The sequence below is a fragment of the Marinobacterium mangrovicola genome (genome assembly GCF_004339595.1).
Classification (GTDB): domain Bacteria; phylum Pseudomonadota; class Gammaproteobacteria; order Pseudomonadales; family Balneatricaceae; genus Marinobacterium_D; species Marinobacterium_D mangrovicola.
In genome coordinates, this window is sequence record NZ_SMFU01000007.1 from 930,690 (window position 1) to 953,855 (window position 23,166).

Here is a 23,166-nt window from a genome sequence, read left to right on the forward strand (position 1 = left end):
TTGCCAGTCCCCATGTCTGGCTATTCCTTCACGCCCTGATTCTGGAATCAACACGGAGTTATCCATGAATCAGATCGAACCGATAAACATTCTCGACACCTTTGGTGACAGCACCACCCGCGTAGAACGCGCACTGGAATCTCTGCGTAATGGTCAGGGTGTCCTGCTCGTTGATGACGAAGACCGCGAAAATGAAGGTGACCTGATCTATTCCGCAGAGCATCTCACCAACCAGCAGATGGCGCTGCTGATCCGCGAATGCAGCGGTATCGTCTGCCTCTGTCTTACTGATGAGAAGATCAAACAGCTCGAACTGCCGATGATGGTGCAGGACAACACCAGCCGCCACGGTACCGGCTTTACGGTGACCATCGAAGCGAAGCAGGGAGTGACCACCGGTGTCTCCGCTGCCGACCGGGTTCAGACTATCAAAACCGCCATCGCGGCAGACTGTACACCCGATGATCTGGCCCGCCCCGGGCATGTGTTCCCGCTGCGTGCCCAGTCTGAGGGTGTGCTTGCGCGTCGCGGCCATACCGAAGGCACGGTCGACCTGATGCGCCTGGCAGGGCTGCTGAACCCGGCGGGTGTGCTCTGTGAAGTGACCAACGAGGACGGCACCATGGCTCGTCTCCCGGAGCTTGCTGCTTTTGCGCGCAAGCACCAGATGCCGCTGCTGAGTATCGAGGATATCGTCGCTTATATCACCGAAACGCAGCAGGTCCGCGAAGCAGTTTGATCCGGCGGGAAGAGATCTAAACCTTAAGGGCCGCTTGAAGCGGCCCTTTCTTTTTCGGCTAACTGAGCCCGCTGGGTTAGCGTCTCAGGTAATGGGCGAAGTCGATATCGCTGGCGGAGAGAATCGCCTGTACCCGGTTATGTACGCCGAGTTTACGCAGGATGGCTGACACGTGGGCCTTCACCGTGGTCTCTGCGATGCTGAGGTTATAGGCGATCTGCTTGTTGGATTCTCCCTGGGCCATGCGCTCCAGCACCAGTAGCTGGCGGCGGGTCAGCGAGTTGAGCATTTCCGGCGGGATCTGTGGTTCGCTCATGCGCCGCTGACGGCGGTTATCGCTGGAGGCGGAGCGAATGATATCCGAGGGCAGATAGACGTTGCCGTTGAGAATTTGCTGCAGCGCATCGGTCATTTGCGGCCGCGGTGAGGATTTCGAGATAAAGCCAACAGCGCCACAGGTGATCGCCTGGAGCACGATCTGTTTGTCATCCTCGGCGGAGACAATCACCACCGGAACCGTGGGAGCTTCATTGCGCAGGGAAATAAGGCCGTTGAGCCCGTGCATACCGGGCATATTCAGGTCGAGGAGCACCAGATCAAGATCATCGTCTTCGGTAGCCAGCTGCAGGGCGGTTTCCAGATCTTCGGTTTCGATTGTCTCAGATCCGGGAAAACCACTCTGGATTACATTGATGATGGCTTCACGAAACAGAGGGTGATCGTCGGCAATCAGAATTTTGTACACGTTGTTTCCCTCTTATCGTTTTTGTATAGGGAGTTGGGTGCTACGCAATTGCGCTTTCGCTATTTTAGTTACAACTATTACAGCCGTTAGCCGGCCACTAGGGAATTAAACCATCGTGGAATCGAACCAGTACTAAAGTACTGTTTTATACACCGGCCAGGATGTCGACGTAAACCCATTTACTGAATAAGGTTTCTGTCATAAACTGTTGAAATAACGAGTATATAAGGAGTGGGTGATGGACGCTGACAGACGTCTTTATCCGCGTGTGTTCACCGATCTGAGTGCGCAGGCGAATAAGGGCAGTGACAACTTTCCCGTTCAGGTAGTAAACCTCAGTATGACCGGCTTTCAGGTGGAGGGTGGTGGACAGCTGGCCGCGTTAACGGCAGAGGCCGGTAAACCCAGCGTGGAATTAAGCCTGAATTTCCAGCTGGCGGGCCAGGCGGTGAACAGTCTTTGTCGTGTGGTTTACAAGCGCCGCATGTCGGTGGATCGCGCCGCGTTGGGTCTTAAAATTATCAGTATCGACGACGAGGCGCGTTCGGCAATCGAGAGCTACGTTCACGCCAAGCTTGGATAGATTCGCGTATTCTCGCGTTTCGCTCCCATTCTGGTTTTCTTCACCCTCAAGAGCGGGCACGGAAGGGCACCAGCAACTACCCTTAGGGTGTAAAGAGCCAACTAAGGAGGCAGTATCTACCCCCTCTCGCAGGGAGCGCGGGGCACAAGGCTGCGAGGAGCGAAACATGTCTATCTCTACCACAATGCAAACCTACCTGGATCGGCAGAAGATTCCCTATCATCTGCGCCATCATCCCTATACCGAAACGGCGATGCGTTCTGCATTCGCAGCACGGGTTCCGGCCCATCGCGTGGCCAAGGGCGTGGTGTTGAAAGATGAAGAGGGTTTTGTGATGGCCGTGGTGCCGTCCGATCGTCAGGTGGACCTGAATGCGGTGAATCGTTCGTTGAACCGTCTCCTGGAACCGGCCGCCCAGCGGGATGTGAAAATCCTGTTCAGGGATTGCGAAGCCGGGGCCGTGCCTTCACTGGGACAGGCCTACAACATGAAGATCATCTGGGATGATGCGCTGGCGGAAGAGCAGGCCTGCTTTCTCGAAAGCGGCGATCACACCGAACTTCTTGAACTTGATCACCAAAGTTTCATCCAATTGATGGAACATCAGCCCCACGGGTTGATCAGTCGCCATTAGACAGATTTCCGGCCGGCAGACCGCCGCTGTTGGTCGGGCTCGATCTCAGGATTCTAAATTCTCTGTATTGAAGAGTAGGAGAACGCCACATCGACACTGGCGCTGGGTGGGTCAGTGTGAAATGTTGGGTGACCTTAATCGGCTTTTATTTATACGTAAGCGACGAAATGATATGTCGCATGATATTGGCGTCAGTTTTGACTACAGGGTTGAAGTTTATCCCTGTAGAGTAATAATCATTATCTTTCGGCCCGCAGTCCTTTGAATCTATAGGAAAATGATGCTCGACTTTCTCTCCGCTACATCTCGCAGCCGTGTCTTCTGGTTTTTAGTTTTGATCGCCTGCCTGCTCCTTGAAGGCACGGCGCTTTATTACCAGTATGTGCTGGATTACGGCCCCTGTGTGTTATGTGTTCACATCAGGGCATGGATCATGGGGCTGGGGATCGTTGCGTTGTTGATGCTGATTGTCGGCGGCCCGCTCGCGGTGCTGGGGCAGTTGGCCTCACTTGGCTTATCGGCCGGTCTGCTGTATTCCAGCTGGGTCACCCTGGGTGTGGAGCGCGGCACCGCCGGTGAGAGCTGCACCATGGACCCTAATTTCCCGAGCTGGCTGCCACTGCATGAATGGTCACCCACCATGTTCGAACCCTGGGAACCCTGCGGCTATACACCGATGATGGCGTTCAATATCTCCATGGCTGAAGCGCTGGTGGCGATCGGGGCGGCCTGGGTGTTGGTTTCTCTGGTGCTGTTATTGGCCAGTCTGCGCAAACCCAAGCAGAATAAGTCGCTGTTCCACTGATAGCCGCCCTTAATGGGGCTGAGTTAACACCACCAGTGTGCCGATAATCCGTGTGCCGTCGCGGATATCGAGCAGCTGGTGGGGCAGCAGCCATTCAGGCAGATGGTTCAGGGCAGGGTTGATCGCCAGATCCAGCGCCGCTACCCGTGTTTGCGGTGTGATCGCCAGCGGGGTATCCATTGCTGCCATAAGTTTCTGTGATACCTGGTTGGCGCGGATCAGCCGTCCCCGTCTATCAAAGGCCAGCAGTCCCTCCTTGGACCAGTCGCTAAAGGCCGCCTTGCTGCAGCGGATCACATCTTCGCGCTGTGAAAAATAGTGCTCGGCAAGATTGGCTTCCACCAGCCGTGCGGCGGTGATCACAAACTCCAGCGCTTCATGTTGATAGGTATCAGTTAGACCCGACAGGTCCACTGCGCCCAGAATCTGGCCGTCGTGCGGATCGCGGATGACATCGGCGGAACAGGTCCAGCGCTTGATGCCGGAGCAAAAGTGCTCGGCGCCGTAGAGCTGCACCGGTTCCTGTGCTGCGATGGCAGTGCCAATGGCGTTGGTACCCACGGCATACTCGCTCCATTGGCCGCCCTCAATCAGATTGACCCGGCCAGCCGCACTGTACACATCCTTATCGGCTTCAGCTTCCAGGATCAGCCCCTGGGCATCGCTGAGTACCATAATGCTGTCGGCGCGAAACAGGGCGTCGCGGGCATGTTTTAGGATCGGTTTGGCGGCGTCGAGCAGTTCGGTGTTTGACGCCTGACGATAGGCGAGTTCGTCCTCATCGCTGCCCGGGGCGTCCGCGCGGCTCGGGTCCAGGCCGGAGTCCTTACAGCGGATCCAGGATTGAGCCACCACCGGTCTTACCAGGTTGAGCGGCAACTGATGGTCAGCCATAAAGGCATCCCAGATATCGAGCAGCTGTTCATGCTGCTCGGGGTCGCTCAACAGCAATGAACGTTCTTTCATCTGCTGGGTGGCGGAGGCCGCCTGATCCCGGGTATAGAACTGGCCGTTACGTGAAAAGCCCGCAATGATGCCGGCCCTGGCTGCGCAGGGGCGACCCTTGTCGTCGCGTGATTCGATCAAATCTTCAGGAAGGCCTTCCAGCAGGTGCATCGGTGCCTCGCGGCCATTGGCGAAGCGAGAAGGGAGAATAATGCCGCTATCCATGTCGTAGAAAGCGGGGCGAAATCCGAGGGCACGGTTTTCCTCACTGACGCCACCGCGGCCGCGGAAAAGACGGTTCTGATTCTCTAGATCCGTGAGCGTCAGTATACGCCCTCCCTTGCGCCTGCTTTTTCCCGGCTGCCTGGGTTTGGCGTTCATGTTGTTTGCTCCTGCCCGGACCGAGCATGTTTATATGCTTGCCTGCCGGGGCTTGCTGGTGAGCCTATTCTTGCCTGCTATCTGTACCATTTCAGGCTGTCACTTTCGAGTATAGCTGCTAAGCGCCGTTTTTCGGGCGTTGGCGGCGATCGGGCTGAAAGTTGACGTAATACCCATTACACTTTGTGCCCGCTACCGGTTTTAAGGAAATTGCCATCCATGCGTCACTCGACATCCAATAGTCATCACAGGGATCTATACGACAGAGCATCGGTACGCTGGCTGACACTGCTCAGTGTCTGTGTCGCCACCTTCCTTATGCCGATGAGTCTCTCGTCCGTGAACGTGGCATTGCCGGTGATCGCCAGCGACCTTAAAGCGGACGCGGTGCTGGTCAGCTGGGTACCGACCATGAACCTGTTGGGCGCCGTGGCATTTCAGCTCCCCGCCGGGCGTATCGGCGATATTCTTGGGCGCAAAAAGATCTTTATGGGCGGCGCTCTGCTGTTTGCGGTGAGTTCGCTCAGCGTTGAGCTGATCAACGATATCCGCCCGCTGCTGGCAATTCGCCTGATTCAGGGCATCTCCGGCGCGATGATCTTTGGTACCGGCATGGCGATTGTCAGTAACGTGTTTGCCAACCATAACCGCGGTATGGCGCTGGGGATCACCTCGGCGGCCGTCTACCTGGGGCTCACCTGTGGTCCCTGGATCGGCGGTATCCTGACCGATGTCTGGGGCTGGCGTTCAGTGTTCCTGATTCCTCTGCCGCTGGCGACCTTGGCGCTGATCATGGTGGGCACCTTCGTTCATGAAACCGAGCGTAACCCCCATGAGCGTCTCGACTGGATCGGCAGCCTGATCTTTATGACCGCGACCTCATCGCTGTTTGTCGGTATCTCCTGGCTGCCTTCCTGGACCGGCGCCTTGCTGGCGTTGTTCGGCGCCGCAGCCATGGCGCTGTTCGTTTACCAGCAGGAGCGCTCCTCCTATCCGCTGATCCGCCTGCGGCATATGATCGGCAACAAGGTGTTTTTCCGCTCCATTCAGTCCAGTTTCCTGATGTACTCGGCGAACTACCCGCTGCAGTTCATGATGAGTCTCTACCTGCAATATATTCAGGGCCTGACACCCTCAGAGGCGGGTCAACTTATGTTGCTGCAGGCGGCGGTGATGGCCGTGGTCGCACCACTTTCCGGGCGGCTGTCCGACCGTCTCGAACCCCGTGTACCGGCGACTCTGGGCTGTGTTTTCTTCATGCTCGGGCTGGCAGCCCTGGCCACCGTGGATGAAACCACATCGCAGGGCTTTATTGCGGTGTTACTGCTGCTGATGGGGTTGGGAATGGGGCTGTTCACCTCGCCGAACAACAATGCGGCGCTCTCCGTAGTGAAGCCGGAGCGCCTCGGTGTGGGTTCTTCGATCCTGAATATTTCACGTGCCATGGGGAATATGCTCGGTATGGCGGTGGTCGTGCTGCTGTTTAATGTGATTATCGGCAATGCGCAGATAGAGCCAGACCAGTATCCGCTGCTGATGAGCGTGCTGCGCATCGCCTTTATCATCTGCGCCGGTTACGCCGCGCTGGCGGCGTTTACCTCCTGGCGTCGCGGCGCGGTACGTCCCGCCTGAGGGTTTCCGGCTTCAGCTCGGTTCAGGCTTTGGCCGGGGCGGCCCGAACGGTGCGCTCCGGGTTAAAGCTGATCACCGCCAGCGTGGCGAACACCAGCGTTGTGCCCAGGGTGATCGCCAGTGCCTGCAGGTTAAGCTGCTGATACAGCGCAAAACGCACCAGTTCCACCGCGTGGGTGAACGGGTTGTACTGACAGATCCAGTACAGCCATTCGCTGGACTCGCGCATCTTCCAGAGCGGATAGAGCGCCGATGAGAGGAAAAACATCGGGAAGATGACGAAGTTCATCACCCCGGCGAAGTTCTCCAGCTGCCGGATTCTTGCCGACAGGAACAGCCCGATTGAACCCAGCAGCAGCGCCACCAGCACCAGCGCCGGCAGGGCGGTAATCAACCCCAGCGCCGGAGGCTCGACTCCGGCTAGCCAGGCAATCGCCAGAAAGGCGTAGACCTGCACCAGCGAGATCAGGGCTATGGCGAGCAGCTTGCTGATCAGCAACCAGCTGCGCGGTACCGGGCTCATCAGCAACACTTTCATGCTCCCCATCTCCCGGTCGTACACCATCGACAGCGAACTCTGCATGCCGTTAAACAGCAGAATCATGCAGCAAAGCCCCGGTGCTATGTAGGTCTCATAGGTGATGTAGGTGGCGTAGGGCGGAATAATCGCCACCCCCAGCGCTGCCCGAAAGCCGGCGGCAAACACCACCAGCCAGAGTAACGGTCGCACCAGCGCACTGAGAAAACGGCTGCGCTGCTGGATAAAGCGCCAGAACTCCCGTTTCACCACGCCGGTGAAGGCATGCAGGTACACATTCAGATTCATGCGTGTGCCTCCTTGGCTGAAGTGAGACGATCAAACAGGGCATCCAGGGAGGTTTCATCACTCCGTTCGCAGACGTCGCGACCGATCCCCTCGGCCAGTACACGGCCACGGTGAAGGATGACCACCGGATCATCCAGCGAGATCTCCTCCAGCAGATGGGTTGCCCAAAGCACTGTCAGTCCGCGTTCCTGACACAGCTGGCGTACCGCTTTGTTGATCGCCTGTCGGGAAGCCACATCGAGCCCGGCGCTGGCCTCATCCAGCAGCAGAATATCGGGTCGATGCAGCAGGGCGCGGGCGATCTCAACGCGACGGCGATGACCGCCGTTCAGCGAACGCACCTTGTCTTTAGTTCGATCCGCTAACCCAAGCCATTCCAGCTCTTCAGCGGCGCGTCGACGGATCTCTCTCGTGGAGAGCCCATGCAGCGCGCCGTGATACTCCAGGTTCTGCATCACGGTCAGATCGAGATCGAGGGTGCTCTGCTGAAACACAACGCCGAGGCGGGCGAGCAGCGCGCGGGGATTGCGGTTGATCGAATCATCGCCCAGGCGAATCTCGCCCTGCTGCACCCGGTAGAGCCGTGTCAGCAACGCAAACAGGGTGGATTTGCCTGCCCCGTTAGGGCCGAGCAGGGCATTGAACTGTCCCTCCACCAAACCGATGCTGACGTTATCCAGCGCGACCCGTTGGCCGTACTGGTGGCTGACCCTGTCGATCTGCAGTGCGATAGTCATAAAAGCCTCAGTCAGCCGATGCCGTTAATCCGCAAGCGTCACGACGCCCCAGGGGTAGCGGCCCACCTTGATCGAGCGCTCCACCTTCATATCCGCCACGTTGATCACCGATACGTCGCCGCTGATGCCGTTGGTGGTCAGCAGATAGTCTTTCTCTGGGGTGAACTCCATATGCCAGACACGGCGGCCCACCAGCAGATAATCGAGGACCTCGTAGGTGTTCGCGTCCACTACCGCCACATGGTTGGCCGGGCCCAGCGCCACAAACGCATACTTGCCGTCAGGAGTCAGTTTCACCCCCACCGGCTGGATCTTATCCGGGTGAATGCCCTTGATCTCGAAATTGAGCTTCTGGATGATCTGGCGGCTCTCCACATCGATCACGGAAACGGTGCCGCCGATCTCGGAAGAGGCCCAGAGAAGTTTGCCATCCTCGCGGAATTCAACGTGGCGTGGGCGCTGATCGACCAGGGTGTTGTCCACCAGTTCATGGGTTTCGGTATCGATCCAGTGCAGCATATTGGTGGTTTCACTGGTATTCACCGCCCACTTGCCGTCAGGGCTTACCGCCATCCCTTCAGGTTCTACGCCCACCTCGATCTGGGCCAGCACCTCGTGGGATTCGGTATCCACCACGGTGACGATGGCGTCGTCCTCGTTGGAGATATACAGCTTGCGGTTATCCGGGTGCAGCGCGAACTGCTCCGGGTCGGCGCCGGAGGGCAGGTTTTCGATAATCTTGTGAGTCGCCAGATCCATCACCTGCACGGTGTCGGAGTCGCTGGCGCAGATATACAGCTTGGTATGATCCTTCGACAGCGCGATACCGCGGGGGCGCTCGCCCACATCGATGGTTTCAACCACTTCCCAAGTGTTCAGATCCAGCACCGACAGCGTGTCGTCCTTTTCGTTGGAGATATACGCCTTGGCGGCATGAACGGCAGGGGAAGCCAGCGCGGCGGCGATCATCAATGGGAGCAGTTTTGTTTTAATAGTCATGCTTATCTCCTTGGTTCGGTCCTTTTTTCTGTCCATCTTTGTATCGAAGAGGTTAGCGAGCGACACGACACTGGCTTTCAGGTTCGTCGAAGCCCAGGGTGTCGAGTTCGGTGCGCGGGTGCAGGAATCCCTCCTGAGGTGAGCTGGAAACCAGAGCGCGGGGATGGATCAGGGCGATGGGCTGGCGCAACTGGCCACTCCAGCCGCGGAAGTTGAGTTTGCGGCCCTTGAAGGCGGCCAGCTCGAAGTTGTCGGACAACAGATAGCCACGCACACCCTCGGAGCTGTTATCACCGGTGCGGGTTACCGCCTCGGCGATACTGCGGATTGCGGCCCAGCTGGCGTAATCCTTTTCATTCATCCAGCGCTCGGACTGCTTCTCAAAGCGACTCTGCAGCTGAGCGGCGCCCCAGGCTTCGATCATCTTGTGCCAACCGGTGGGCAGCAGACCCTGGGTGCCCACGACCGGGCGCGGCAGCCCTGTGTTGTAGGGCAGATACTCGCCAAAGTCGCCGCGCTCGTCGGCCACGACAACCACGTCATATTCCGTGCCGGAGGTGAAAGGCGGCAGCTCTTTCTGTGCGGTGCGGCGCAGGTCGGTATCAAAGCTCCAGGCTTTCTCGGCGACGATCTTGCCGCCAAAACGCTGGGCCGAACGCTTAATCGCCGCGGCGAAGGCCTGGTCGTCGTCAGTGGAGCCTTCCACCAGCATCCAGCGGTTCCAACGGCGCATGATCAACCATTGGGCCAGGGCATCGGCGAGCATGGCGCGGGAGGGGATGGTGTGCAGCAGGCCATCGATGCATTGATTGGAGCGCAGGGCATCGTCACGGCTACCGGCGTTGATCAGCAGGCTATCCGCAGGCAGGGAAGCTCGCAGTGATTTCAGGGTGTCACTATCGGTGTTGGCGACGAAAAAGCGGATACCGCGACCGTAAAGATCGAATGCCGAGGCTACCAGCTGTTGCGGGTCATCGCCCGCAATTTCATGCAGGTTGTAGTGCTGCTTAAGGAAGCGTCCGGTGGTATTGCTGTCAGCGATCGCCAGGCGAGCACCCTGCAGACCTGAATCCTTAGGTTCCGGGATTATATTGGACAGTACTGGGCCGAGGTCGATCTGTTGACCCACATAGGCGATCGAGATTTCCATTGGATCTGTGGCGGCCAGCGAGGAGCCAGCAACCAGGGCGCAGAAGGCTCCGGTGAGCAGTTTTTTCAGCATAGCTTTCGTTCTTTTTGTTATTGATGGCCCCAGAATAGGGGTGCGGCCGGGGCTTAGAAATATGCTGAAGGTCGCAATCAAATAGTACTCAAGTAGCATTTTGCGCAGACGCAGCAGCTATAGCATGGGAGCTGATACCGATAACAAGCTAAAAATAATAAACATGGAGTTCATATGTTCTCACTGAAGCGCGCCGTGCTGCCGCTGATGGCTGCCTCTCTTGTATCTGTCGGCGTTCAGGCTGCCGGAGACCTTACCACCCGTCCGCAGGAGCTGCCTGACCTGGTTCTAGGCGATGATGTCAGCGACTATTCGATGTCCCACAAGCGCTACGAGATGGAAACGGGCCAGGCTTACAGCCTGAAAATCATCTCCAGCGGTTACAAGGAATATGCGATCCAGGCCCCGGAGTTCTTTACTTCGATCTTCCTGCGCAAGGTTGAAGCGGGCGATATGGAGATCAAGGCTACCACCCTGACCGAACTTGAGTTTGAGGAGGCCTCGGAAGCGGAGATCTTCTTCGTGCCGATCAAACCGGGCACCTACGAGTTTTACTCCGAAGGGCTGGAAAACAAAGGCATGGTGGGCGAGTTCGTCGTCGAATAATCCTATGCGCTTCCGTCTGGTTCTGATTGTCGTCGCGGTCTATCTGGCCGTGACGCTGCTCTCTGTCGTCACCATCTCTTATCAAGCCCGCACCGATGTGGTCAGAGAGGTGGAATCGGCGCTGTCCCAAACCGCGCTGATGCTGGAGCAGCTGCCACCGGCACAGGCTCGGATCGAAAAATTGCGTGAGCTGGCACCCCGGCATGTGGAGATCCGGCCTGAGGGCGCCATGCCTTTACCGCAAGATGTGACTCATAACACGCCACTCTGGTTTAGCCACCTTATCCGCCTGAATGCCAAACCTGTCCCGGAACGAATCATCCAGACCGCGGAGGGTGGGTTGATTCGATTGATTCCCGATCCGCGCGACGAGATCGACGAGGTGTGGGATTCCATCGTTCAGCTTGCGGCTATCTTCGCGATCGCCTGTGTGCTGACGCTTCTGCTGCTGAATCTGGCACTTAAACATGCCAAGTCCCAGCTCAGAAGTTTGATACGGTCACTCGAATCTGAGGAAAGCCCGGATTTCAGCTTAAAACTCGCCCGTTATGACGAGCCGGAGGTTAAGCGGCTCGCATCTCATCTGACCCGCATCGGCAGCGAGCTTGAGGCGGAGCAGGCGGATAACCAGCGTTTGACCGATGCGTTGATGCAGTTGCAGGAAGAGGAGCGCTCGGCGCTGGCCAGAGAGCTGCACGATAATCTTGGCCAGTACATCACCGGGGTTCAGGCCACCGCTGCGCTGATTGAGGTGTGTTGCAGCGACCCGCAGAAGACGCTGGAAGCTGCGCAAAGAATCCAGCGGGACTGCAGCGAGATCCACGCCGGCTTTCGTCAATTGATCAACTCGCTGCACCCCGTCGTTTTGACCGAGCTGGGTTTGTCAGAGGCGCTTAGGTCATTGGTGCAGCGCTGGCAGGAGAGCACCTCAATCATCTGCAAACTCGCTGTAGATGATGAGCTTCCGTCTCTAAGTATCGATTCTGCAACGCATATTTATCGACTGACTCAGGAGGCGCTGACCAACTGCGCGCGTCATTCAGGCGCCAACAGAGTTAGTGTGCGTCTGAATGCATCGCGCAAACGCCTGAGCCTGGCGATTGTTGATAACGGCTCCGGGCTGGCGCCAGGAACCCGGTTTGGCATCGGTCTGAGATCTATTCATCAAAGGGCGCGTGCCCTCGGAGGAACAGTCAGCCTGGAGTCGACCCTCGACAAAGGCTTGAGTCTGGTAATCGATCTGCCTTGCGATGGTCTGCTTCAGAACCAGCTGAAGAGCCAACTTCAGAGTCAACGACAGGAGAACTTGAGCGCATGAAAATCCTCATCTGTGATGATCACGCGGTAGTGAGGCACGGTTATGTGGCGCTGCTGGAGGCGGTTCTGCCCGGCGTCGATATGATTCAGGCCGAGTCAGGTCGCGAGGCGTTTCGACACTGGCAACAGGAGGAGCCGGATCTCACTATTCTTGACATCCATCTTCCCGATATCAGCGGATTAGAGGTCGCGCGGCTGATCCTGGAGCGACAGCCTTCGGCAAGGATACTGGCATTCTCCATGTACGATGACACCGCCATGGTGAATCAGGTGCTGCAGCTGGGTGTGACCGGTTATATCACCAAAAGCAGTGCGCCTCAGGTATTGATCGATGCGGTCAGAGCAACCCTGAAAGGCAAACCCTATGTGGAGCATGAGTTAGCCACGCGCATCGCGTTCGGTCAGGAGGGGGGTGATCGCCGCCTGCGCGGCATGACCCAGCGCGAGCTCGAGGTGTTTACCATGATGGCACGGGGCCTGAACAGCCGGGAGATTGCCGCTCAGCTGAATATCAGCGCGAAAACCGTGGCTAACCATACGGCGCTGCTGAAGCAGAAACTCGGAATCAAATCCACGGCCGAACTTGTCCATCTGGCGTTTCAATCGGGGCTGGTTCCTCGCGCCCCGATCTAAGGCCTTTCTTTACCCTTAATAGGGGTTGCCCGTCAGCCTTACCAGTCGAACGGGCACCCCTTGCAACCATCCATCACCGTGTTCTGAAAGATCCCAAAGCGGATCCAGGCACCGCGCATATCAGCATCGATTAGCGAGGCGTTGTAGAGCTTCGCTTCCTGCAGATTGGCCTCACGTAGGTCGGAACCGTCGAGGCGCGCCTTGGGCAACCAGGTCATCTCCAGGTTGGCCGCGTAAAGGCTGGCGCCCATCAGGTTAGCGCCGGAGAAGCGGCTAAACTCCAGGTCCGCACCATCCATGCGCGCGTTCCTGAAGGAGCTGCCCTGGGCAAACATCGCCCAACCGCTGATGGCGGTGAGGTTGGCCCCGTCCGCTTTGGCGCCTCTAAGGCTCGCGCTTTCAAGGCTTGCGCGGACCAAAGTGGCGCCACTCAGATCGGCACCGCTCAGGTCTGCATCATTAAGGTTGGCATGGGTAAGGTTGGCATTTTGAAGATTGGCGCCGCTGAGTTTGATACCACGCAGATCCAGGCCTCTAAGGTCCCGGTTGTGCAGATCAGCGCCACGGCAGTCTGCTTGAGGGGCGGGCTCACAGGCCTGGGTTGATGCACTGAAGGCCAGGGCGGGTAGGGTCAGACCGATAGATAGAGTCACAGCAGCAAGTCGTTTCATGACGAGCTCCTCGTATTGATTCAATGGGGAAGGCGGGGACGAAAAGGGAGGCTTTCGGCCTCCCTTTCAGCGCGCTAAATCGTGATCGGGCTTTTAGTCGAAATCCGCCAGTTTAAAGGCCCAGAAGGAGCCCCCCTGAGGTACCGGCTTGGTCAGCACGGCCATATCACCACCCCAAAGCGGTACCGCGCCACCGTAGCCGGAGGCGACGCCGATGTACTGCTCGCCATCCATCTCCCAGGTGATCGGGGATGAGATAATCCCGGAGCCGGTCTGGAAGCTCCAGACCTCTTCGCCGGATTTGGCATCAAAGGCTTTCAGGTAACCATCGCCGGTGCCGGTAAACACCAGCCCGCCTTTGGTGGCGAGTACACCGGCCCAGAGCGGTAGCGGTTCTTTATGTTCCCAGGCCACGTCACCGGTCAGGGGGTCCATGGCGCGCAGTATACCGACGTGGTCGTCGTACATACGGCGGATACGGAAGCCCTGGCCGAGATAGGCGTTGCCCTTGCTGTAGGAGACGTTCTCGGTCCAGTACTCCTCCTTCCAGTGGTTGCCCGGTACGTAGAACAGGCCCGTATCCTGGCTATACGCCATGGGGTTCCAGTTCTTGCCGCCGAGGAAGGGCGGGGATACTTCGATGCTTTCGCCGCGCTCCTCACCGGGAGCCGGCTTGGGCGGGCGCTGGTTCTCATTTTCTACCGGACGGCCGCTATCCGGGTCGATATGGCTGGCCCAGGTGATGTTATCGACGAACGGGAAGGCGCGGATAAAATCGCCGTTTTCGCGGTTAACCACGTAGAAAAAGCCGTTACGGTCAGCGTGGGCGGTGGCTTTGACCGTTTCGCCCTCTTCATCGTATTCAAATAGCACCAGCTCGTTGTTGCCGGAGAAGTCCCAGGCGTCGTTCGGGGTGTGCTGGTAGAACCATTTCACCTCTCCGGTGCTGGGTTCTACCGCCACCTGACCGGAGGTGTAGAGGTTATCCCAGTTGCGCGGATCATCGCCTTCGGCGGTGCGTTCCCAGGTATTCCAGGGCGCGGGGTTACCGGCGCCAACGATAATGGTGTTGGTTTCCGCGTCGTAGCTGGCGCTCTGCCAGGGCGCGCCGCCGCCGTGACTCCAGGCTTCCACCTTGCCGGTTTCGCGGGCCGGATCATCCGGCCAGCTCGGCGCGTCGGGATCGCCGGTCGGGGTGCTCTCTTCGCCATTCAAACGGCCCATATGGCCCTCCACAAACGGGCGCATCCAGATCTCTTCACCGGTATCTGGATCACGGGCGAACAGCTTGCCGACCACACCGAACTCATCGCCGGAGCTGCCATGGATCAGCATCACCCGGCCGGTAGATTGATCCTTAACGATGGTGGGCGCACCGGTCATGGTGTAACCCTCTTCGTAATCGCCGAAGGTTTCGCGCCACACCACCTTGCCGGTGTCCTTGTTCAGGGCGACCATCTTCGCGTCCAGCGTACCGAAGAACACCTTATCGCCGTAAATAGCGGCACCACGGTTCACCACATCGCAGCAGGGGCGGATTCCGTCTGGCAGACGTGCGGTGTAAGACCAGATCTGCTTACCGGTTTTGGCATCGATGGCAAAGATACGGGAGTAAGAACCGGTCACATAGATAACGCCATCATGCACCAGGGCCTGGGATTCCTGACCACGCTGCTTTTCGTCGCCGAAGGAGTAGGTCCATGCCGGCACCAGGCGTTTGACGTTATCGGTATTGATCGCATCCATCGGGCTGTAGCGCTGCGCCTTGGGGCCGATGCCGTAGCCCAGCACATCGTCGGTCGTGGCCTGATCCTGCTGGATATCGTCCCAGGTAACCGGGGTGGAGGCGCTGGCGGGCAGGGCAGTCAGCCCCAGAGCTGCACCGAGTGCGGCGGCGCGCATCATGGCGGTGAGAGGCTTCAGTGTCAGGTTCGCTGTTTTTGTTCTCATTACGATAGCCTTTTCTGGTTGGGTAGGGGGCAGCGGTGAACTGCTCCTGTAGGGATCAACAAGTCCCATACATTCTTGCTATCGCGCGGGTGAACGCCGAGGGAGGTCGCCCCTGTTTTCCCGGGACCTGAGCTCGGGATGCGGGGGAAAAACACCTAATTCCAAAGCCTCCTGTTCCCGGGTCGTAGAGGGCTGGGTCTTAAGTATTAGGACGGCCACTGACTGATAAGTATTCGGTCTGAGGAAAAGGCGAGGCGCCTGGCTTGGTTCGAAGACTTAAGCCCGGTCGGTGGACGCTGAATATTTGTAACTCAAATCTAAGCAGTAATATTTCAGGACAACAAATTTGAAGAGACGAGTATCGGCGTAACTTGCCGATACTCGTTGGGCCGAGAGTGAAGCGCCTCAAAAGTCGTGTTTGAAGGATAGTGTGATGTTGCGAGGCTCACCCATGAACGGCCCATAGTTCGTACCCGAGCCGCCTAATGACGAGTAATACTCTTTATCGAAGATATTGTTGATGTTCAGTTGCAAGCGGGTTTGCGGATTCATCTGATACTTTGTCATCGCATCGAAGACCGCGTAGGACGGCTGCTCTATGCGATAGCCGGTACCGGTTTTGTAGATTTTGCTTTGCGCACGCATGCTGCCGCCAATACTGAAGCGATACAGATCTCCACCCAGTTGGTAAACCGATGAGAGTTTGAAAGAGTGGCGTGGCGTATTGTAGGAATAATAGGTTTCACCTTTGTTAGCTCCCTCGACATATTCCGATTCTGAGTAGGTATAGCCGGCCGATAGATTCCAGCGGTCGGTGATCTCGCCGGAAGCATCAATTTCAAATCCGCGGGTGCGAACACGCTCTGCGGCCTCGTAACAGCTTGAGAACGCCGGGTTACAGTAGTTGACGTTATCCAGACGGGTGGCGAGGTTGTCGCGATTGGTTTCAAACAGCGCAATGGAGCCATTAAACCGGCCATCCAGAGACTCAAACTTGAGGCCAATTTCTTTGTTGTTGCCCTCTTCGGGGGGCAGCAGTGAACCGCTGATATCGTAGTTCTGCTGAGGCTGGAATATCTCGGTATAGCTGGTGTAGGCGGTCAGCGTATCGCTGAGGTCGTAAGTGAGGCCGTAGTAAGGCAAGACATAGCCGTCCTCCTGATAGTCGCTCCAGCTGGCGAATGTGGTTTCCGATCCATAATCAAACCAACTCACCCGGGTACCCAGTACCAGATTGAGATCGTCCATCGGGTTGAGTTGCAGTGCGCTGTAAAGACCGTACTGTTTCTGGTCGTAGGTGGCGAGTATGGAGCCAACGTCGATATGCTGGCGTTCCGTTGAAGATGGGTCCCAGTTTTCCGGATCGATTGGAAGGCGTGTGCCGGAGCCGCCGAGATAGGAGAGTATCTCCTGGTCGTAGTTGGCGCCGATGACCAGTTTGTGTTCACGGCCAAACAGATCGAATGGACCGTTGGCATGAATATCGAGAGAGCGCGCCTTATGATCGTAGTCGTAGGCACGTACATCCTTCACCAGATCGCCACTGTAGCGCCAGGTGTAGGAAGCGAGCATCTCCGATTGCGCCTTGGAGTATCGCCCTGAAACCTTTAATTTCCACTCGTTGGCCAGTGCCTGCTCCAGATCGAGGTAGGCCGCATTCTCTTCCCTGTCGAGATACTCCCAGTCTGCCGCCAGGTTATCTTCGGGGCGTAAATCATAGAAAGAACCGTCGGTTTTGGTGGGAAAGCCACCCCAGGAGTAACCGTCATGGTGGGTTTTCTGATGACTGAGGCCCAGGCTGAGCAGTGTGCTTTCGGTCAGGTCTGCATCAAGTACCGCATAATAAAGATAGTTTTCACGCTCGCTATCCTCTTCAAAGTCATCGCCGCCCTGCACCGAAGAAACAAAGCGCCCACGCAGGGTTTCACTTTCATTTAACGCACCGGAGGTATCAAAGGTCAGGCGTCCATTACCGAAAACGGAAGCGCTGCCACTGATAGAGGTTTGGTTTTCAGCGGTGGGTCTCTTTCGTACCAGGTTTATGGAAGCAGAAGGGTCGCCAGCACCCTGGGTAAGGCCGGTCGCACCACGGACCACCTCGACCCGGTCATACATCGCCATCACATCATCGCCGATGATGTCACGGGCATAGTAATGTACGTGGCTCGAGACCCCGTCGTATTGAATATTATCGATAGTCGCGCCGCGCGAAATATACTCCCAGCGCGTTGCTCCAACCCGCGATACGTTGATACCTGTGGTGTCCTGGAGCGCTTCATCCACTGTCTGGTAATTCTGGTCCTCGATTTTCTGCTGGGTAATCACACTGACCGACTGCGGCGTCTCCCGAATAGACAGGTTCATTTTGGTCGCTGTTGATGTGGCGCCAGTGGTGTAGGAACCGGTGTTCTCGGTAACGCCGCGAGCAAAATCAGAGTCGCCCTCAACCTTGATAGTCGACAGGGATGCGCTGTCGCCGTTACCGGACGACACCGTGATACTTGAACCCTCGATGCTGTAGTTCATAGATGTTCCCTGCAGTAAGCGGGAGAGGGCGGAGTTCACTTCCATCCGTCCTTCAACCGCAGAGCTGGTAAGACCGGCGAGATCATTCGGGCTGTATAGCACTTGATAACCCGACTGCCGGCCAAAGGTGTTCAGCGCCTGGCTGAGGTTCTGTGCTGGAATATTGAATGTGGCCTCGGCGGCCTGCACCTGCATGGCGATTGGAGCGCTAAGCGCGGCAAGGAGTACGGCGCTGGCGGAGTAGCGGGGCAGGTGGAAGGCACGGGTTTTACGAATGGCCTGGTTTAGGCGGTTAAGTGCTGGCTGCGTTGGCATAGGGATTCCCGGATGCAATCGTTAACTGGAAATGGTTATCGTTACCAGTAAGACGATGGTGAGCTGAAATTCGGGAATCGATTTCTGAAAAAATTTCCGACTTGTTGAAGAGGCTTATGAAAATCCGGTCCGATAACTGCAAAACGTGAACGGACCGGTCGAAATCTTAGCAGTGGCAGTCAATCGGTAGGAGGGCCTTTGGTGAGACCCTTTGTCGATGAATATCTCGCAAGGGAGAGGCTAGAACTGATATTTCATCGTCAGCATCAGGTTTCTCGGTTCACCGTAGTAACCGCTCAGGAAAGTGCTTTCAATTGAGCTCATGTACTCTTCATCAAAGAGGTTGTTTACGTTAACGGTAGCAGAGAGATTTGGATTGAACTGGTATTTGCCCATGAGGTCGACGACAGTGTAACCGTCTTGCTCTGCCTCGAATACTACTCCGGGTACCTGCCAGGTCGTGGCTGAAAAGTAGATATCACTCTGCCAGTTTACGCCGCCACCAAGTGTCAGTTTGTTACCGAAATAAGCCGGGGTATAGGTAGTCCAGAGTTTCACCATGTTTTTCGGGGCGACGGAAGAGAGCCGCTCACCGTCCGAGTCTTGTATCAAACTATGGCTGTAGCTGGCTGATATATTCCATCGAGGAGTGATTTGACCATTTATCTCGATATCCAGTCCGCGCGTTGTCGCACCATCAACCGCTCTGTAAGCAGAGGTCGTTGTACCCTCAACAACGCCGCCGGATGCTTCAGCAAGGTTGTCCTGCTTAATTTCATAGAGTGCAATTGCGGTATTCACACGGCCATCAAACAGCTCACTTTTCAGTCCCACCTCATAGTTGTCGCCGGTTTCGGGCTCAAGGAGTTGTCCGCTCTCATCCTGATAGCTTTGTGGCTGGAAGATGCTGGTATAGCTGGCGTAAATCGAGTGCTGAGGAGTCAGGTCATAGACGATGCCCGCATAAGGTGTGACCACTCCGCTTTCGTTGTACTGTGAATATCGGTTTGAGCCTGTCCCCTCAACGTATTCAAGAGAGTAATCGTAGTCGTAATCGGAACTACGGGTCCCCAGGATCAACGCTAAGTTATCGGTAGGGTTCAAGTGTGTCGCCAGATAAACGCCTCGTTGGTGGATGACGGTATCCAGATCATATAACAGGCCAAACCCTGACAGGGGGCGCGGCGGGTTATTGCCCCATGTATAGAAGTTGACGTAGTTCCCCTCCACATCGGTGCCGTAGTCTGGTTCGTGGCTATTAGCGAATTGGGAGTAACTGTAACCGAACACCAGGTCATGCTGCTGGCCAAACGCACCGAAGCTGCCATTTAAGTGAAGGTCTAACCCGGTTTGAGTTTGATAGGTCGCGCCGGAGCCACCGTAGAGACGAATTCCATCGCCAGTCTCCTCGTTGAAGAATCCCCAGCCGGCGTAGGCACCGCTGAACTGCCTATCGAGGTCCATATAGTTTGCCGCCAAGGTAAAGCTCCAGTCCTCGTTCAGCTGTTGTTCAAGGGTTGCGAACGCGGTGTAGGTCTTTTTGTTATCGGATGACCATTTTGCGGCGTGGCTGGTTGAGCGTGAAAAGTCGGTTCGTGAACCGTCATCGTAGAATAGTGGGAAGCCAGAGCCAGTGGAGCCTCGCGGAGCGTCCTCCTGATAATCTACACCCAAAGTCAGGAGCGTTGAGTCGCTGAGATCGGCTTCGAGTACACCGTACAATACGGTTTTCTCTGTTTCATAGTAGTCAATGAAACTATCGCCTTGGCGATAAGCTCCCACCATGCGTCCACGCACCGTTCCTGCTTCATTTAAAGGGCCAGAGAGGTCAAGTTGCGAACCATAAAGATCCCAAGAGCCGGTTGTTCCGGTAATCGAGCCTTGAAATACCGAGGTGGGACGTTTACGCACCATATTAATGGTACCTGAAGGGTCGCCTGCGCCAGACATTAAGCCGTTGGCACCGCGCAAAACTTCGATGTGGTCATAGATTGCCATATCAGACAGCCCTTGAGGCGTCGCCTGAGTCGATGAAATTGAATAGGTGGGTATGCCGTCTATCGAGTAGGTATCTATCACGTAACCACGCGAATAGATGGTGTAGCGCTCTGAGCCAAGCTCTTGTACCGTTATTCCGGGTGTCTGCTCTAGCACATCTCTGATCGTTTCAAGGCCCTGATCCTCCATCCTTGCACGGGTGATAATGCTGACTGACTGCGGCGTTTCTTTCAGCGTCATCGGCAGTTTGGTGGCGGTCGTGGTTGGACCAGCCGTGGTATAGGAACCGGTGTTTTCAGTCAGATTGCTCGCAGCAACGCCTGTCACCGTGATCGCGGACAGGGATGCGCTGTCGCCGTTACCGGACGACACGGTGATACTTGACCCCTTGATGCTGTAGTTCAGCGATGTTCCCTGCAGTAAGCGGGAGAGGGCGGAGTTCACTTCCATCCTTCCTTCAACCGCAGAGCTGGTAAGACCGGCGAGATCATTCGGGCTGTATAGCACTTGATAACCCGACTGCTGACCAAAGGTGTTCAGCGCCTGGCTGAGGTTCTGTGCTGGAATATTGAATGTGGCCTCGGCGGCCTGCACCTGCATAGCGACGGGAGCGCTAAGCGCGGCGAGGAGTGCGGCGCTGGCGGAGTAGCGGGACAGGTGGAAGGCACGGGTTTTAAGAATGGCCTGGTTTAGGCGGTTCAGTGCTGGCTGCGTTGGCATAGGGATTCCCGGATGCAATCGTTAACTGGAAATGGTTATCGTTACCAGTAAGACGATGGCGAGTTGAAATTTGGGAATCGATTTGTGAAAAATATTTTTAGCGCAGGCTGATAACCAGCTGATCGTTGCCACGCTGGCTGATACGCACCGGCAATATCCGTGGCAGTGTGCGGACGAGCTCCTCAATATTGGCGGTGTTATAGATGCCGCCGACACGCAACTCGGCCACTTCCGGGCTCGCGAGGACGACCGGCTCCTCCAGGTAGCGGTTGATCAGTGGCAGGGCTTCGCGCAGAGAGAGGTCGTCCAGCACCAATTTGCCATCGACCCAGGAGAGGGCTTCCTCCACATCCACAGGGCTGACACGGGAGCGCAGATTGTCGTCCGTATAGACCAGTTGCATACCCGGCTCAAGGTTAACGCTGCCTGATTCAGGGTTGGTTTGCGGCTGCACCCTGACTGCGCCTTCCTGCAGGGTAACGCGCACCTCGCCATTATAGCTCCAGACATTGAACCGGGTGCCGGTGACGATGATATCCCGGTCACCGGCGTGGACGATAAACGGGTGCTCGGCGTCATGCTCAACGGTAAAAAACGCTTCACCGCGGCTCAGTGTTACGGAGCGCCGATCACGAAAATTGGCGAATGAGATTACCGAGTTGCGGTTGATCTCGACCTGGGAACCATCAGGCAGATCAGCGACCCGGAGCTCGTTATCGGTGCTATAGCGAGTGTAGGCGTTGGGCACGTAGCCCTGATTCCAACCAAAGATTCCACCAGCCAGCACAAGCAGACCTGCCGCCACCGCTGCCTGGGCAAAGCGAAAAGGTTTGTTGCGCATGAGCGCTCTGGGAAGAGGGCTGACTCTTGAAAGATCGGCTGACGAAGCCGCTGACGGAGCGAAGTCCGGAGGCAGTTGGTCTCCCAGCGCCGAGATCTCAAGCATCGCTTCGTACTCGGCTTTATGCTCTGGCGAGCTGTTGATCCAGCGCTGAAAGCTTGTCTGCTCGTCGCTGGTAAGGTCGCCGTCATCAACACGCATACACCAATACGCGGCCTGTTCAGCCAGCCGTTCCCGGGCTTCTGTATCGAGCGTGTTGGTGTCTGAATGGCTCATCAATAGCTGTCTTATCTGCGTATCTCAAGAAAGGGTAGCTGCGAAGATTGTCATCCCGTTAGTGGGATTTCAACTCTTTGGCAGTCGCCCAACCACGGATTATAACCAGTATCCTGCGAGCTCTTTAACAAAGATGCGAATTATTATAAGTTAGATTTAGAACAAAGTGTGCCCGCTCAGTAACAGCCTTTCTCGCTGACTGGGGAACGGATGGGGCACAGCGGAAGTTCGGCCTTGAGCTTTGGGTTCGGAGTATCAGCGGACGATGGAACACTATTATAACGAACTGGTTGGATACCTGACCTCGCGGCTGCGCGATCGGCAGCGGGCGGCGGATGTGGCGCACGATGCCTACGTGCGTGTACTGGAAAGCGGTAACCTGGCGGTGTTGGATAATCCCCGCGCCTTTCTCTATCGCACCGCCATCAATCTATCGATCGATCTGTATCGACGCGAGAAACGCTTACCGCTGGAGCCACTGGAGATCGTGGACACTGTCGATAGAAGTTCACTTAACGAGCCTGAACATCCTGTATCGCAGCTCTACCAGGAGCAGAAAACCCAGTTGATGCAGCGAGCGCTGAATGAACTCTCGGATAACTGCCGCGAGGCTTTTTTGCTGCGAAAACTGGAGAAACTGTCACACGCCCAGATCGCTGAGCGGATGCAGATCTCCACCAGCATGGTGCAGAAGCATATAGTAAACGCCATGAAACACTGCCGTATCCGCGTACAGGAGCTGGAAGCGGCTCAAAGTTAGGTTCACTGCTTACGCTCTGGCCGGTAGGCGGAACAGGTTTACGCGCGGACCAGCACGGGGCTTTTTCCATGGAAGAACAAAGGCCTACTGGTCAAAAGCGTAAAATCGTATTAGATTTAGTCCTCTCTTCGAGCGAGCGACCTGTTTACAGTCCATGAACCACCCAAAGCGCTTTTCCAAAACAGTCTGGCTTCTGGTTATCACTTTGATAACCCAGATGTTCACTGTTGCCGGCGCTAGCGCACATATGGGGCTGATGTCGTCGAAGGGTATGTCCTCTGGGAATCTGTCATCCGCCAGCATGC

At 56.5% G+C, this 23,166-nt stretch carries 20 protein-coding genes; 9 read left to right on the plus strand and 11 right to left on the minus strand.

Translation table 11 applies throughout. The features are described 5' to 3' along the window. The first annotated feature begins 64 nt into the window (after positions 1-64). Positions 65-739, plus strand: coding sequence for a 3,4-dihydroxy-2-butanone-4-phosphate synthase (gene ribB, locus CLV83_RS05180; RefSeq protein ID WP_132288460.1), 675 nt, complete (start codon positions 65-67; stop codon positions 737-739). 76 nt (positions 740-815) lie between these two features. On the opposite strand, the gene CLV83_RS05185 is transcribed toward ribB, so the two are convergent. Next, positions 816-1,484, minus strand: a complete 669-nt coding sequence (locus CLV83_RS05185; protein ID WP_132288462.1) for a response regulator — start codon at positions 1,482-1,484, stop codon at positions 816-818. Positions 1,485-1,722: 238 nt separating this feature from the next. Here CLV83_RS05185 and CLV83_RS05190 point away from each other — a divergent pair, with 238 nt between their 5' ends. From CLV83_RS05190 to CLV83_RS05200, 3 genes are all read left to right on the plus strand, one after another. Continuing rightward, entirely contained in the window at positions 1,723-2,067 is a 345-nt protein-coding gene (locus CLV83_RS05190) for a PilZ domain-containing protein (protein WP_132288465.1), read from the plus strand. 166 nt (positions 2,068-2,233) lie between these two features. Then, complete coding sequence (locus tag CLV83_RS05195) at positions 2,234-2,701, plus strand: aminoacyl-tRNA deacylase (RefSeq protein WP_132288468.1); 468 nt, start codon at positions 2,234-2,236, stop codon at positions 2,699-2,701. A gap of 280 nt (positions 2,702-2,981) precedes the next feature. Continuing rightward, the gene (locus CLV83_RS05200) at positions 2,982-3,506 is read left to right on the plus strand and encodes a disulfide bond formation protein B (protein ID WP_165900244.1); all 525 of its coding nucleotides are present in this window, start codon (positions 2,982-2,984) and stop codon (positions 3,504-3,506) included. 9 nt (positions 3,507-3,515) lie between these two features. Here the strand turns inward: CLV83_RS05200 and CLV83_RS05205 are convergent, their stop codons facing one another. Next, positions 3,516-4,832: a sigma-54-dependent Fis family transcriptional regulator gene (locus CLV83_RS05205; RefSeq protein WP_132288474.1), complete on the minus strand. Its 1,317-nt coding sequence runs from the start codon at positions 4,830-4,832 to the stop codon at positions 3,516-3,518. A gap of 219 nt (positions 4,833-5,051) precedes the next feature. Between CLV83_RS05205 and CLV83_RS05210 the strand changes: the two genes are divergently transcribed. Further along, positions 5,052-6,464, plus strand: coding sequence for an MFS transporter (locus CLV83_RS05210; protein ID WP_132288477.1), 1,413 nt, complete (start codon positions 5,052-5,054; stop codon positions 6,462-6,464). Between the two features lie 22 nt (positions 6,465-6,486). Here the strand turns inward: CLV83_RS05210 and CLV83_RS05215 are convergent, their stop codons facing one another. From CLV83_RS05215 to CLV83_RS05230, 4 genes are read right to left on the minus strand one after another with little or no spacing between them, the layout of a single operon-like run. Then, entirely contained in the window at positions 6,487-7,290 is an 804-nt protein-coding gene (locus CLV83_RS05215) for an ABC transporter permease (RefSeq protein WP_132288480.1), read from the minus strand. After that, positions 7,287-8,027, minus strand: coding sequence for an ABC transporter ATP-binding protein (locus tag CLV83_RS05220; protein WP_132288483.1), 741 nt, complete (start codon positions 8,025-8,027; stop codon positions 7,287-7,289). Before CLV83_RS05220 ends, CLV83_RS05215 begins: the two co-directional genes overlap by 4 nt. A gap of 24 nt (positions 8,028-8,051) precedes the next feature. Continuing rightward, a complete protein-coding gene (locus CLV83_RS05225) occupies positions 8,052-9,026 on the minus strand; it encodes a YVTN family beta-propeller repeat protein (protein ID WP_132288486.1) in 975 nt (324 codons plus the stop codon). Positions 9,027-9,078: 52 nt separating this feature from the next. Next, positions 9,079-10,248, minus strand: a complete 1,170-nt coding sequence (locus tag CLV83_RS05230; RefSeq protein WP_132288488.1) for an ABC transporter substrate-binding protein — start codon at positions 10,246-10,248, stop codon at positions 9,079-9,081. Between the two features lie 174 nt (positions 10,249-10,422). Here CLV83_RS05230 and CLV83_RS05235 point away from each other — a divergent pair, with 174 nt between their 5' ends. From CLV83_RS05235 to CLV83_RS05245, 3 genes are read left to right on the plus strand one after another with little or no spacing between them, the layout of a single operon-like run. After that, positions 10,423-10,854, plus strand: a complete 432-nt coding sequence (locus tag CLV83_RS05235) for a cupredoxin domain-containing protein (RefSeq protein WP_132288491.1) — start codon at positions 10,423-10,425, stop codon at positions 10,852-10,854. 4 nt (positions 10,855-10,858) lie between these two features. After that, positions 10,859-12,172, plus strand: a complete 1,314-nt coding sequence (locus CLV83_RS05240; protein ID WP_132288494.1) for a sensor histidine kinase — start codon at positions 10,859-10,861, stop codon at positions 12,170-12,172. Next, positions 12,169-12,804 (plus strand): response regulator, encoded by a 636-nt coding sequence (locus CLV83_RS05245; protein ID WP_132288497.1) that lies wholly within the window; start codon positions 12,169-12,171, stop codon positions 12,802-12,804. Before CLV83_RS05240 ends, CLV83_RS05245 begins: the two co-directional genes overlap by 4 nt. A gap of 38 nt (positions 12,805-12,842) precedes the next feature. Here the strand turns inward: CLV83_RS05245 and CLV83_RS05250 are convergent, their stop codons facing one another. From CLV83_RS05250 to CLV83_RS05270, 5 genes are all read right to left on the minus strand, one after another. Next, positions 12,843-13,475 carry a pentapeptide repeat-containing protein gene (locus CLV83_RS05250; protein ID WP_132288500.1) on the minus strand — a complete coding sequence of 211 codons (633 nt, stop codon included), beginning with the start codon at positions 13,473-13,475 and terminating at the stop codon, positions 12,843-12,845. A 93-nt stretch (positions 13,476-13,568) separates the two neighbouring features. Further along, complete coding sequence (locus tag CLV83_RS05255) at positions 13,569-15,425, minus strand: methanol/ethanol family PQQ-dependent dehydrogenase (RefSeq protein WP_132288503.1); 1,857 nt, start codon at positions 15,423-15,425, stop codon at positions 13,569-13,571. Between the two features lie 405 nt (positions 15,426-15,830). After that, complete coding sequence (locus CLV83_RS05260; RefSeq protein WP_132288506.1) at positions 15,831-18,266, minus strand: TonB-dependent siderophore receptor; 2,436 nt, start codon at positions 18,264-18,266, stop codon at positions 15,831-15,833. 240 nt (positions 18,267-18,506) lie between these two features. Then, positions 18,507-20,984: a TonB-dependent siderophore receptor gene (locus tag CLV83_RS05265; protein WP_207894734.1), complete on the minus strand. Its 2,478-nt coding sequence runs from the start codon at positions 20,982-20,984 to the stop codon at positions 18,507-18,509. A gap of 97 nt (positions 20,985-21,081) precedes the next feature. After that, a complete protein-coding gene (locus CLV83_RS05270; RefSeq protein WP_132288509.1) occupies positions 21,082-22,101 on the minus strand; it encodes a FecR family protein in 1,020 nt (339 codons plus the stop codon). Positions 22,102-22,366: 265 nt separating this feature from the next. Here CLV83_RS05270 and CLV83_RS05275 point away from each other — a divergent pair, with 265 nt between their 5' ends. Further along, complete coding sequence (locus tag CLV83_RS05275; RefSeq protein ID WP_132288512.1) at positions 22,367-22,861, plus strand: sigma-70 family RNA polymerase sigma factor; 495 nt, start codon at positions 22,367-22,369, stop codon at positions 22,859-22,861. The last annotated feature ends 305 nt before the right edge of the window (positions 22,862-23,166 follow it).